The following is a 12526-nucleotide window of genomic DNA, read 5'->3' as shown; positions in this document are numbered from 1 at the left end:
TCATCGCAACGCGACCACGCGCCGGACCACTCCGATGCAGACCGTTCGGCGTCACCGAACGTGCCACCCACGAGCAAACCGGAAAACGCTGCGAACGCCCCCCAAGATCCGGCAGATACCCCTCAGAACTCTTCGTCGGTCTCGGGCAACCTCGCGTCCTCATCACTGCGAATTTTGCGGACGCTTGCCATCGGCTCCGTCGTTGCTCTCTCGCTGCTAGCGTTTCCGAGCGTGTTGCCGTGGATGATCGCGGGTTGGCTGGCCGCGTACACGTTGCTCGCGTGGAAAGAACGCCCCGCTTGGGTCCCGTTGGCGATTTGCCTGACGGTGCTGATCATCCGATTAGTTCCCCGAACGCCTGCGATGTTGGGGCTCGGCGTCGTTCTCTTAGTGATCATCTTCATGCGATTTCGAAATCGCCAAAATCCGGCTGCGCTCACACGGTGGGCGATCCCATTCATCATCGTTCCGTGGGCGGCATGGGGCGTGGTCGTTTGGAACACCAATCAATCATCACCTGCAACCGTCCGCACTTCGCATCATTTGACGACAGCGACACGATCGTCTGCGTCGGCGACAGCCTCACCGATGGCATGCGACCGGACCTCGGCTATCCCGATGCGCTCGACAAAATGCTGCCCAACCCCGTCATCAACGAAGGCTTCTCCGGAATCGCGACGCGGCAAGGGTTGGACCTGATGCCTCGGGTGCTCAAACACAATCCCAAGGTCGTGGTGATCGAACTCGGTGGGCATGACTTTTTGAAAGGGCACAGCCGCGCGTCGACCAAAGCCAATTTGGTTCAAATGATTGACCTGTCGCGGGAGAACGGCGCGGAGGTCATTTTGATGGAAATCCCTCGCGGTTTCATGTTCGATCCGTTCGCGAGCCTGGAGCGGGAGATCGCTTATGAAAAAGACGTGCAACTGATCGCCGACTCATGGCTCCGTGAGATCATCTTGATGAGCCCGATCGCGCCGCCGGGCATGTGGATGTCGCCATCCTCTCGCCTCAGCGACGACGGGATCCACAGCAACCCACGTGGCAGTCACGTGATCGCCCAGAGGGTCGCCGATGCGATCGCGATGTTAAAGTAACCTTCCGCGAATCCGCCTTCGCCATCCACAACGTCAAACGTTCCCTCGACAACCACTAACGCGAAAGAACTCTCATGCGAATCGTCCTTGCATCTCTGTTAGCCGCCATCGTGTTGTTCTTCGCGGGATTCTTTTGGTGGGGATTTTTGATGATCATCGCCGAACCCGCTCACGTGCTCGAGGATGAAACGCTGGCCGAACAGATCGACGCTTCACTTGCTGAATCGGGGCTCTACATCTACCCCGACTACGCATCGCAAGAACAGGGCGGACCGACGGCGTTGTTGTTTTACAACTCCGAACCGGCCCCCATGTTGGCAATCATGGGAGCAGGATTTCTGCACATGTTCGTGACCGCGTTGTTCGTCAGCCTCGTGGTTTCACGTTTGGACATCGCGTCGACGCGCGGACGCATCGCCTTGGTCACCTGCTTCGGAATCTTTGCCGCCGTGTGGGCCAACGGAGGGCATTTGATTTGGTGGCGTCACCCGTATTTGTGGACCGCGTTCCATATCGGATACGACGTTCTGTCCTGGGCACTCGCGGGGATCGTGATCGCGTTGATCGTCAAACCGACGATTCACGGCTCGACCGAAACCGACGTAGCAGTTTCGTAAGAACGGATTCAGCGAGGCAACGTCAATGTCGCCACGCAACCGGCGAGGGCAGGCGTCAAACAAAGCTGACCGCCATGCAATCCGGCGATCCGGTCGGCACGGCACAACCCGAGTCCCAAGCCACGCCCGGCTTCGCGACCGCTGTAATAGGGATCCATCGCCTTCTCAACCTGGGTCGCCGTCATGCCGGGACCGCTATCCGCGACCGCGATCTGAACCCTGTCTTCAGCAACGCTCACGTCAATCCGAATTTGTCCATCGACTCCGATCGCTTCAATCGAATTGCGTACCAGAACACCAACCGCTTCGCCGATCATTTCCTCGTCCGCGTTCATCATCAACACGTCGTCGCCACTGGAATTTTCGACGTCGATGTCGATGCCGAGTCGCTCTGCGGTCTCGTTCGCTGACGCGACAACCGTTTCGATGCGGGCGACTAAGTTAAACTCGCGTAAAGAGACCGCCGGCGGATTCGCGTAGAACATCAAATCCGCGATCATCGCATGAGCACGTGATGTCTGATCAACGATCCGCTTGAGTGATTCTTGAATGGCAGGTTCGTCGACTTGATGAGCCAGCGATTGGGCTCGTGTCGAGATGTTCGCTAAAGGGTTGTTGATCTCGTGACTCAAACCATACGCGAGCCGATGAGCCAGGTCGCGTTTGTTCGTCGCCACCGCTTCGGAAAACGCGGCCCCACGAACAATCCATTCGTCGCCTCCGCGAACCAGTCGATCGATCGTTAAATGAGCGTCCGCCGATGAGGATACGTCACCAGCGCTGCCTGCCCCCGTTTCGAAAGCGTCTTTCCAGGACTGCGGGATCGGATTCGACGTCCCGGCGGCTTCGAACCACGGATCGGATTGTTTGAGCCATTTGCGAATCGGCACAATACGGAAATAGTCATCGAGCCGTTCGAACTTGGCAAACGACACATCGCCGGAAGTGGATTCGGGAGCTGCCAACCAATCGGTTTCCCGCCACGCATCACGACCGTGGCATAACCACCACTGCGCAAGATCATCGAGCGATTTGATCGGCGCACACACGCCTACTCGAAATGACACGTCGTCAGTAAGAGATTCGTTGTCTTGTTGAGAGCAACGCGCGGCCGTGAAGACGACCAACGCCGGGTCCGTGGACAATGCACGGAGAAGCGTTCGACGACGAGTTAGATCGGCGCAGCGATTGGACGTTCCACCGGGTTGGGTGGAACCGGGTTCGACCACGGCGAGCGCGTCCACAATTCCAGCGACCGAAGTCGCTTTGAGAGGGAGCCATCCGCCACCGCGATGATGTATCGGCGGCAGCCAACCTGCGTAACGCATGGTCGTCGGTGGCATTAACCCATCACGCCACGTTCCATTTCGAGCAAATCACATGCGCGGCCGACGAGGTCGTCGATCGAGAATGGTTTCTGCATGAAATCGTTAGCGCCGGCGGCTTTGAGTCCGTCTACCTTGCTGTGCTCGACCATCCCCGAGATGCACAGGATTTTCACCGTGTCCATCGAAGGATCGCTACGCACGCGTTGGCAAACTTCCTTACCGTTGATGTCGGGCAACATCACGTCGAGAACCACAAGGTCGGGTCGAAACTCCTTCACGCCCATCCCGGCATCAAAGCCGTTGTTGGCGGTCCGAATTTCGAATCGGCCGTCTCGCTGGAAGCCGTCTTGCATCAAGTCGACGAGATCCTGATCGTCATCAACGATCAACAGTTTCTTCTTGCCGCTTTCGAGGGCATCGGTGGGGATGCCATTGTCCTTCATGAACATATAAAGCTGTTCACGTGGGATGCGACGGAACTTGCTACCAGGAACTCGAAAGCCCTTGAGCGACCCGTTATCGAAACAACGGATAATCGTCTGTTGGCTTACCTTGCAAATTTTTGCGGCTTCGCCAGTCGTAAAGACAGTTTTCTTGGTCATGGCCGGAACCATCCTCCCTGTGGGGTAGTACCATTACCTAAAATAGCGAAGGTTTAGATATCCCACCTTCACTGTGTCACTTCATTTAGCAAAACCTCGGGCACGATGCACTAGCACTTATGCCCTGCAGTCGAGCACGTTGCCCCTAAACTCTTTTCATGGGCTCAAAGCCCGTTAGCGAGTGCAGAACGCGTGCGGCCCGCAGGCGGCACAAGCAACCTGTCTTCCCTGGTTTGCCAACATTAAAGATTCTAGCGATTTGGCAATCTGGGTCAAGATTGATCTGGGGGGAGCGTCGCTGCGAGAAACGCGTTCCTACGCGTGCAAAACGACGCCTTCACATTCGCGAGCTTCAAACTTCGCAATGTTTTTTGATAACGTGAAACGTCGCTCACCAAGCCCTCCACGACTCGGCGATGCGATCACGCTGCCTTCTCAGGCAATTGCTTTCAAACCTAACGTTGAGACGTTATCGGTTCTGAAAAAAAGGTTGCCCGTTATTTTGAAAACTTTGCGAAGGGGCGGGCAACGTGTTGCCACGTGATGACGGTTGTGGCAACTGCGACGAACTCCGTGGGTTGGATCGCGGATCAGGCGTCGCGGGCGATTTGCCTTTGTCATCGGACAACGTCCAACGTTTGCCGTTGAGTCCTGATTGCGAATTCCACGTCAGGCCGGGCACGAACATGATCGCCGCGATGCTCGGTCCGTTGATCGACGCCGTGCCCCACTCCGTTTCCACGGTGATCAACTTGACGTCGGTCGCACCGGTGATCGAGTCGCCGTTGAGCATCACGACGGTGGTGGTCGCGTCATTAGCCGATGCGAATCGGACGCCGGCGACTTCCGAGAGCGGAATGCTGGCGGTTCCGAACGAGGTCTGCATTTGCAATTGGGTCGTGTCGGTGAGCGTTCCCTCGATCGTGTTATTGCTGACCAATCCGACCGTGACGCTCAAGGGGCGAACCGTCGGGGTGGCTTTGGCCGGCGAAATCGGCTTTGCTTCGGTCGGCTCGGCCTTCACGGGTTCGGCTTTGACGACGTCCTGAGCGTTGACGACGCGTGCGGTGGCGGTGAGACCGGACACGCATACGAGGGCAGCAAGGAACGTGGGAATGAGATTTCGATTCGACATTGGGACTCTCGTGAGAAACCAGGCAGATGACATTGTTCGGGGATTCGGGATTTTCGAGTGTTTCCCGGCAATGCACAGGATAATTCGAAAACTCACAAAAAAATCCCTATTCCTGCCAGGACGGCAAAACGTACAGGACTTGTGAACAAACGCTCAAAATGGGGGCCTCCAAAGTCGGTGCAGACGTCACATTCCGGAATAAACTAGGGTCACCGGTGTCCCCAACCCAAACTCGTTCGCGGCCGTCAAACCGATCGCGATCACGAAAATTGCCCTCCGGTGAAAACGGGCGGGTCTGACACGTTCTCCTCATCCTCCTCTCGGTATTCAAACATGTGGCCACTGACCAACGGTTTACGATGCCTCACCGGTCCGGAAGCAGCACTCTTCCGAGGAGGCGTCGGCATGATGGTGGACCAACTGGTCGGCGAACTGAACGCGGAACCCGATGACGCCGCAGCTCCGTTCATCGATGAAGAGCCCACCGCGGATTTCGGCTTCCACCCGCCACGTTGGTATTCGATGTGGGAACCCGATCAAAAAGTGTGGCTGCTCGAACGCGTCACGACGTCGCTGCTTGCCGCTCGCTCGGCACCTCCGCACTCCGCCATTTTCGAAGCGACCGTGGAAGCAGTCTACATTGAGATCGCGGATCTGATCGCGATGGAGATCACGACGGGCACCCCGATCCAACGTGGCAGTTGGCGCGGGTCGCTGCTGGACGCGTACGTCCAGCGGTGTCCCGAGGACAGCCTTCTCGGGGCACTGCAATTCGAAGCCACGACGATCGATCCGTGCCTGCCGCCCTCGGTCACCAAACAGTGGAACGCGGCTCAATCGCATTCCGACGATTCCACCGAAAACGAATCGATCGACGCGAGTCAAAAAGCCAACTCGAAAGCAGATCCCGCTCGCAGCAACGAAGCCTCGCGATCCGAGGAACCAGACTGGATGGCGTGGTGGACCAGCGTCATCGAGCGATTGGTCGACGCGACGTACGGTCCTCGGCTATACCACGGTGCCGAACGGTTGCGAGACGGAGACCCGGAATTGCTGATCCGCTATCTGCGATCCAAAGGGGTCAATGACAAATTCATGCAACGTATCCCGCCGCTGCGTTCACGGGGTCAAACGCAAGCCGCCATCGAGCGTATTCAAACGATCGTTTTTCAAGGCGAATGAACCGCTAATCACTCACAACGGAGCGTGTCGCCTGAAGCAATTCGCTGCTGACGCTCATGTTTCCGAGTGAGCCGAATTCAACTAGGACGAATTCAACCGGGACGAACCCGCCCGGCTACGCAGGCACAGCGTCTTCGGATGCGATCGACAATGCGATCACTTCCCCGTCCACCGACATGACTCGCGGGCGAACTACCACGGCACCGCTGCGGACCGAATGATTGCGGCCCTGTGTTTTGCCGAACCGCGTCCCGCCAATCCGAGTCCTACCGAACCGTGACGAGGCACCGGTTGTCTGGGGAGACGATTCCGCGGGCAACATCGTTGTTCGCATCGCCGCCCACTGCTCCATCGTCAGTTCCATTTCACTTTGCGTGAACCAACCGACCGCGGGGCTGAAGGATTCTTGCCGTAACACGATCGGCCGATCCCGGATCGCTTGAACCTGTTCGCAAAACGGACGTGTCGCCAACGGCACGAGAACCTCAGCGGGCGATTCGCCCATCTGCTCGGGCCGGAACAACTGAACCGAATCGCGAGAATCCATCGAACGGTGCACAATCACCAACCGTTGGTGCTCGGAAGCCCCAGGAATCACCGACAAGATATTTTCGTTAGGTGTCACGACGTGCTCAATCACTTAGTAAGGATCAATTTACCCTGACGCGTTTTTCGCAGACGGTAAAGCTGACCTTCGTTCTCGATCCAGATCTCGTCGCCACAACGGGCGAGACTCTCAAATTTCACCACTTTCAAGGCATGAGGCGGATGGGCCCCGCCGGCGACGTACGGCGCACCGTCAGCCGATCCCATGACACGGGTTTCAATCACTGCCGATTCGATCGCTGTGGATCCGGGACCGGGAACTGGCGGCACGGGCGAACCCGGCTCAGTCGGTTCAGATGTCGGCGGCGTTGAATCCATCAAAAAGTCGCTGAGTCTGGGGAAATCCTGCGAACTCATAGCTCGCCAGGGTCAATTTGGTCCCAATTTAAGCAGCCATCGAGATGTGAGCAAGCCTTATTGCGAACCATTTGCAATAAAAGAATCGCCGCGTTTTGCTACTGGAATGCCACAAAAAAAGCCGCCCGGTCGAGAGACGGGCGGCGTTTGCGAATGACCGAGAAACCGGCCAATCCAAATTTCGGAGGCTTAGGATTGGTCTTTTTCGAGCATCTCTTTGTATTGGTCGCGTTCGCGACGGGTCGCTTCGAGGTCGAAGATCAGATACTTCATGTCGAGCCGCAGTTGCGACAGGGCTTCTTGAACGAGGTTCAAAATCCGGCGACGACGGGTGCTGCACTCAACCACGCGGGCCAGGGCCGGTGCGACGGCGTCGCGATAGCGTTGCGGGAGGGCTTCGATGGCCGCAGCCATTTCCTGCAGTTCAACAGGGGTCTCGTCGGTGAGTTTCGTTTGGGTGGCGGCAATCTTGGTCATGGTCAATTCTTTCAATTGGAAAGTTCGTGCCGACGTGTCGGCGGCGGCCGTGTTGTTTTTGATTGATAGCCTTCCATTGCATTCGAAATGCCACTTCTCTGCGGCACCCGCTCGATTCCCCGCAAACCACTGCCCTCAAAGGACTTACGGAACATCGAATAAATTGTTGCCTAAACGCAACGTTGTCTGGAAGCAACGCCGGATCAGCCTGGACGGCGAACCCAAAACTTGATACCAGAAGGACTTAGGTCTTATTTTAGTTCGATTTTAACCCTCGGTGCGAAAAAGCAACATGTCGTTGTTTGTGAGCCACATCGCCGCCGCGTGAAACGAAACTCCTGTGAGAACCGGGATTCTCGGCGTGCGTCGGTAGGCTTCGTGGTGACTGTTTGATTTCCTCGCCGGGGTGATCTTCGTGCGAGTGGATTGTTCCGCCCGCCGGTGCTCGGGTCAACGATCAATGCCCCTTCGAATCCATTTGGTGGACTTTGCCGACATGGCTGTGCCGGGTAGGAAAACTGTTCAGCCGATGCTCACGCGTTGCCCTCGCGTGCGGTTAGGTTTGCTCGCCTTCGCACTGGCAACGTTTCTTTTTTCTAACGTCGCACAGGGACAGTTAATCGATCCGCTCGATGCGTTCCCGCCGCGTTGGTCGCTCGACGAAAACGACTGTGACGCTCGCATCACTGAACAAGGCCACGCCAACGATGCCGGTGCCGAAGGCGGACGCTGTGAAACTGTCACAATGCTGATGTCGCACGGCACGAAAGCTGTCTTGGTCTACCCGATTGAACCGGTGCGTCCGATTGATGCGTTAACGGCATCGATATCGGTCAAGGGACTTAGCCGTGGAATTCGGATCGGCTTTCGTGTTCGGTTCCCTTACTTGATCGATCCCGAAACCAAACGCCCCGCATCGCTGCTCGTCTATGGTTCCTCCTACGAACACATCGGCGAATTTCAACGCCTCGGGATTAGCGACATCGAAGGTGATCTAAAACTAAAACGTGTCGCACTGCGCAACCAATTCGGTGCACGGTCCGATGTGTCATCGCCTTACGTCGACGCGGTCGTCATGAACGTTTATGGCGGCCCGGGAAATCACACCGTGCGATTGGACCTGCTCAAGATTGACGCGATGGTTCCGTTGATTGATGACCTCGCCGCAGCCCACGCTTCGGGAAGATCCGCCGAAGCCCTCACGGGCGTAACAACGCGTGATTCCAACGCGTATGATTCACGTCGCCAAACGATCGGATCGCTGCCCGCTCAAGCAAGAGCCGTCGGGGCTGCTTTCCCGGTAGGGCGTGTCACTCGCATTCTGCAGCACAACGGCGAACCGCTCGCGTGGGTCCGCTCGCTGGGATTCGACAGCATCTGGATGTCGCAACCACCCAACGCGTCGATCCTATCCGAAGCGATCGCGGCGCGGATGAAGATCTACGCCCCGGCGCCGTCTTCCCCCGACGAATCGCTCGCACCGCTGCTCGAACCGGTCGCCGGTTGGATCGTGGGCGGCGATCGTCCGATGGACTCAACGAACGAACTGGATCACGCCGACGACGTGCAACGACTGCGTCAAATGCCTACGCGGTGGCAGCGTCCCCTGGTGGGTTGCCCGGTCGAGTCGTTTCGCGAATACGCCGCGATGCTGGACGCCGTCGTTCTTGATGCCCCTCCGAGAATCCGCAGTCTTTCGAGCGCCGCGACAAAATCATTCCGGCGAGAACAAACAATCCGCATGAGTGGGAAACCGATGGCGATCGGAATTTCGGGAATGGCCAACCATGTCGCTTCGCTGCAAACAGATGGCATCGCCGCACGAATCGGGACGCCCTCACGCGAAGGTTTCCAGTGGCATGGGATGTGGAGGCAAGTCGCCGATGCACTCGGTGACGCCCCCAACGCGATCCTCATTCGATCCTCGGTGCCACTGTCCGGCGGGACACCGCTGCAACAAAACCGAGCGATGTCGTTGTCCTTCGTCAATCGATTCGCCGCCGCCCTCGAGCAGTGGGTCAGCGGCGCGACGATCGATCCGCAAGGCGAGTTGATTCATGACTTGGAAACTGATCGGCCGCTCTATTTCGCACATCGGGTCACGACGGGGTCAACCACACTGATCATCATGACCAGCGCCATGGGGCGAGGAGACGCGGCCATTGCCGGAGACGGCAAATCGATCGGCATCCGCCTGCCTCCCTCCGACCAAGGCAAATTGATTTGGCGGTTAACTCACTTTTCCGCCGAACGTGTCACACCGCAAACCGATTTGGGAGGCACCGTCGTCCCGATCGTGTCACCGGATGTGGTCGAGGTCATCGCGATCAGTGACGACATTTCCGAAGCCGGCAAGATCGCAAACGCGGCCAAACGGTTCGCTCGCCAAGCCGCGATGGACCGCTGGCAGTTGACCAGCGAAGCGATCCAACGCAGCGAACTGTCGTGGAACCAAGCCGTCGCCGCCCGCGTCGTTTCACGCTCGGCCCCCAACGATCTGTTGCAGGTCGCCAAATCCTCGCTCGAGAGCGCCGAACAACTCGTCCGCAGCGGCCAATCGGAATCATCGCTTCGCATGTCACGCCGCGCCGACGCATGGTGCGCCAAGTGCGACTGGATGCTTCAGGATGCGTTGCTCGAGGATGTCCACCCCAACACGACGTCCATGACCACCTCCTCGGAACCGAGCCCAGGTCGCTTCGTCAGCAGCCCGCCGGCGATCGTGGGCGATTTCGAAACACAAGTCGCATGGTCACCGCTGCTGAAAACTCCGGTGAATGAACTGGCAACTTTCGCCCCATCGGTCGTCAATCAATTAGGGCTGCGATCCCGTTGGGGCGTCAACCGCATCTCCGGTGGCGACTTCGAAAGCCAAGGATCGATCTCGCGAGCCGACGCGCTCGAGCGGGAAGGCTGGACGCTCGGCCGCCGGCACGCCAAGTGGGCCGAAGCCGAGGCCGCGTTGATCCGCCGTGGAGCTTTTTCGGGCAACGGCGCCCTGCGACTCCGAGTGACACCTCACGGCAGCGACCCGTTGCCCGGCGGATACGAGGGCACCTGCTTGATGGTCCGAAGCCCGGCGGTGCGAATGCAAACCGAAGGGGTTGTCCGAATCGATGCCGTCGTCCGCACGCTCGGTTTCGCGAACCCGCACCAAGGCTTATTGATCTACGACTCAGTCGGCACGCAAGAGATGGGCGTCTTGGTCAGCGACCAACCGCAGTGGACGCCGGTCACCCTGTTCCGGCAACTCGGCCCCGACTCGACCCTTCACGTGATGATGGAGGTCATTGGCGGCGGCGAAGCGATCATCGACAACATCCAGGTCCGCGCGTGGGAAACCACCGCCAACCCCACCGCCCTGCTGCGTCCGATCGATCCCACACTGCCCTAACGCATGACTGCACACGCTTCCCATGCCCTTGGTGCGCCAATTGCACCAGCTGTCCATCATTCGCATCGATGCTCTCAACTCTCCGCGGAAATCGCGTCAATGCGGATGTCCTGTAGATGATTGGGCTCCTGACGGATAGATTGAGGGCGTGCGAGCGAATCGTCGGATTGCGGCGTCCGCGAACGTCTTGAGCAGGCCTCATCCGGATCGAGCCCCCACGGGTCTTCCCCGCCGACGACAATGACAAGCGCACAATCAACCTAAACTGCCACACACCCCTCTAGCAAAAGAAAACCAGCCATGGCCAATGAAGCCCTGATCGACTGTCTTAATGAAATCCTGAAACACGAGTGGACCGGCGTCGCGCAGTATTCGCAGGCCTCCTTCATCATCGAAGGCCTCTGGCGTGAAGTCTACGCGTCGAAATTCGAAGGCGACGCGAAAGAATCGTTCCGGCACGCAAAATTGATCGGCGACAAAATCGCCGCGTTGGGTGGAGTTCCGGTCGCGACCCGCAACGAAATCAAACAGAGCAAAGATCTCCGTGAAGTCCTCGAATTCAGCTTGGCCTTCGAAGCCAAAGCGGTCGAGATGTACACCAAAGCACTCGAACTCGCCGAGCCACATCGTAGCCTCGTCGTCTTCCTCGAAGACATCCTGCTCGAAGAACAAGAAGGCGTCGACGAGTACACCAAACTACTCCGCGACACCCCCGCAGCCCACGCATCGATGAGCGGCGAACCAGTCCGCAAATCAAGCTAACCAGCTCCCATCGCGGCCCCCCGCAAGTCATAGCTGACCCGCTTTAGCACAACGGGCAATCGGAGAATGTTACGCGATTGGCAAACTCATCCTGCCTTTCGCGTTGGAGCCCCGGGGGAGATACCGAGACGACGCGTTCTTCTCAAATAATCCGTGTCGAATCGAGCGACGCCAGACCTGGATACTCTCGACGGCTATTCGAAAACCGAACGCATCGAAGTTTTTGTGCTTAGCCGTCTCTCGAAACCTAGCATCAAAGCGATGCCCGCGTTGCTTTCCCTGGCATGCCAAGCGAGCCGGATACGAAGACCATGTTGCGGGGCTCTACGAATGCCAGTCAGCGCCGCAGTGCATGCATTGTTGTGCGAGAGCGGTTCTCAGATCTTTTCCGCAATTGGGGCAAGGCTTCGATTTCTTGCTGCCGTCAATCCATGACTCCGGGATCAGGTCCAGCGTTTCAGCGACGATTCGTAGCAACTTCATAGTGAGGTAGGCGAAAACGAAGCTAGCCCCGACGCGTGCCCCAAGGTTCCATCTCGTCGCGACGGTTAGCCCCAGAAAGATCAGGCCTGCGAGCACCAGCAACGCGACCAACCAAACGAGCAAAACCACAATGCTGAAACCAACCAGCAGCCCAATTCCCGCAAAGAAGCCCCGGACTTCTCGACGATCTGCAACCGTAGAAGGAACAGGCCTTGCGCCGTCCCTTTCAACATCGTCTGCGACTTCCGTCATCTAACAAGATCTCACAGAAAGTATCCGTGCAAAACGGAACCTCGTCGCCCCGAACCGGGTCGCAAAAAACGGCAAAGTGATTCTGCGACCACCTTCGGGGTCGAACCTGTCTTCTTTCACACAGATCCGGCAGTGTTCGCTTCGCTCGACTGCCGGCTACTATCTGAAACGCCTTCGGCGTACAAGAACTCCGGGGTAATCTACAGCACCCAACACGTTACGCAAAACAACTAT

13 protein-coding genes are annotated in these 12526 nt (G+C 57.8%); 5 read left to right on the top strand and 8 right to left on the bottom strand.

Annotation, left to right across the window (positions count from 1 at the left end; genetic code table 11):
- Nucleotides 1-122: 122 nt before the first annotated feature.
- The gene (locus FHS27_RS18190) at nt 123-404 is read right to left on the bottom strand and encodes a hypothetical protein (protein WP_184306295.1); all 282 of its coding nucleotides are present in this window, start codon (nt 402-404) and stop codon (nt 123-125) included.
- A 39-nt stretch (nt 405-443) separates the two neighbouring features.
- Here FHS27_RS18190 and FHS27_RS18185 point away from each other — a divergent pair, with 39 nt between their 5' ends.
- Both FHS27_RS18185 and FHS27_RS18180 read left to right on the top strand, forming a co-directional pair.
- Nucleotides 444-1097 carry a GDSL-type esterase/lipase family protein gene (locus tag FHS27_RS18185; RefSeq protein WP_184306294.1) on the top strand — a complete coding sequence of 218 codons (654 nt, stop codon included), beginning with the start codon at nt 444-446 and terminating at the stop codon, nt 1095-1097.
- Nucleotides 1098-1171: 74 nt separating this feature from the next.
- Nucleotides 1172-1714, top strand: coding sequence for a hypothetical protein (locus FHS27_RS18180; RefSeq protein WP_184306293.1), 543 nt, complete (start codon nt 1172-1174; stop codon nt 1712-1714).
- An 8-nt stretch (nt 1715-1722) separates the two neighbouring features.
- Here FHS27_RS18180 and FHS27_RS18175 read toward each other — a convergent pair whose 3' ends face one another.
- The 3 genes from FHS27_RS18175 to FHS27_RS18165 all read right to left on the bottom strand — a co-directional run bounded on the left by FHS27_RS18175 (nt 1723) and on the right by FHS27_RS18165 (nt 4779).
- Nucleotides 1723-3057: a sensor histidine kinase gene (locus tag FHS27_RS18175; RefSeq protein WP_184306292.1), complete on the bottom strand. Its 1335-nt coding sequence runs from the start codon at nt 3055-3057 to the stop codon at nt 1723-1725.
- The gene (locus FHS27_RS18170) at nt 3057-3644 is read right to left on the bottom strand and encodes a response regulator (protein WP_173405337.1); all 588 of its coding nucleotides are present in this window, start codon (nt 3642-3644) and stop codon (nt 3057-3059) included. Before FHS27_RS18170 ends, FHS27_RS18175 begins: the two co-directional genes overlap by 1 nt.
- A 469-nt stretch (nt 3645-4113) precedes the next feature.
- Nucleotides 4114-4779 (bottom strand): hypothetical protein, encoded by a 666-nt coding sequence (locus FHS27_RS18165; RefSeq protein WP_184306291.1) that lies wholly within the window; start codon nt 4777-4779, stop codon nt 4114-4116.
- Between the two features lie 333 nt (nt 4780-5112).
- On the opposite strand from FHS27_RS18165, the gene FHS27_RS18160 reads away from it, so the two are divergent.
- A complete protein-coding gene (locus FHS27_RS18160) occupies nt 5113-5961 on the top strand; it encodes a hypothetical protein (protein WP_184306290.1) in 849 nt (282 codons plus the stop codon).
- 115 nt (nt 5962-6076) lie between these two features.
- Here the strand turns inward: FHS27_RS18160 and FHS27_RS18155 are convergent, their stop codons facing one another.
- The 3 genes from FHS27_RS18155 to FHS27_RS18145 form a co-directional block, all read right to left on the bottom strand.
- The gene (locus FHS27_RS18155; RefSeq protein WP_315854613.1) at nt 6077-6586 is read right to left on the bottom strand and encodes a hypothetical protein; all 510 of its coding nucleotides are present in this window, start codon (nt 6584-6586) and stop codon (nt 6077-6079) included.
- An 11-nt stretch (nt 6587-6597) separates the two neighbouring features.
- The gene (gene hemP, locus FHS27_RS18150; protein ID WP_246420083.1) at nt 6598-6885 is read right to left on the bottom strand and encodes a hemin uptake protein HemP; all 288 of its coding nucleotides are present in this window, start codon (nt 6883-6885) and stop codon (nt 6598-6600) included.
- Nucleotides 6886-7113: 228 nt separating this feature from the next.
- On the bottom strand, nt 7114-7401 hold the full coding sequence (locus tag FHS27_RS18145) for a hypothetical protein (RefSeq protein WP_044254993.1): 288 nt from the start codon (nt 7399-7401) through the stop codon (nt 7114-7116).
- Nucleotides 7402-7861: 460 nt separating this feature from the next.
- On the opposite strand from FHS27_RS18145, the gene FHS27_RS18140 reads away from it, so the two are divergent.
- Nucleotides 7862-10795 carry a hypothetical protein gene (locus tag FHS27_RS18140; protein ID WP_246420082.1) on the top strand — a complete coding sequence of 978 codons (2934 nt, stop codon included), beginning with the start codon at nt 7862-7864 and terminating at the stop codon, nt 10793-10795.
- 300 nt (nt 10796-11095) lie between these two features.
- Nucleotides 11096-11557 (top strand): ferritin-like domain-containing protein, encoded by a 462-nt coding sequence (locus FHS27_RS18135; RefSeq protein WP_009100083.1) that lies wholly within the window; start codon nt 11096-11098, stop codon nt 11555-11557.
- A gap of 324 nt (nt 11558-11881) precedes the next feature.
- Here FHS27_RS18135 and FHS27_RS18130 read toward each other — a convergent pair whose 3' ends face one another.
- Complete coding sequence (locus tag FHS27_RS18130; protein WP_246420080.1) at nt 11882-12292, bottom strand: zinc ribbon domain-containing protein; 411 nt, start codon at nt 12290-12292, stop codon at nt 11882-11884.
- Nucleotides 12293-12526: the final 234 nt, after the last annotated feature.

This window comes from Aporhodopirellula rubra, assembly GCF_014192335.1.
GTDB lineage: Bacteria > Planctomycetota > Planctomycetia > Pirellulales > Pirellulaceae > Rhodopirellula > Rhodopirellula rubra.
This window is presented reverse-complemented; position numbering and strand designations above follow the sequence as displayed.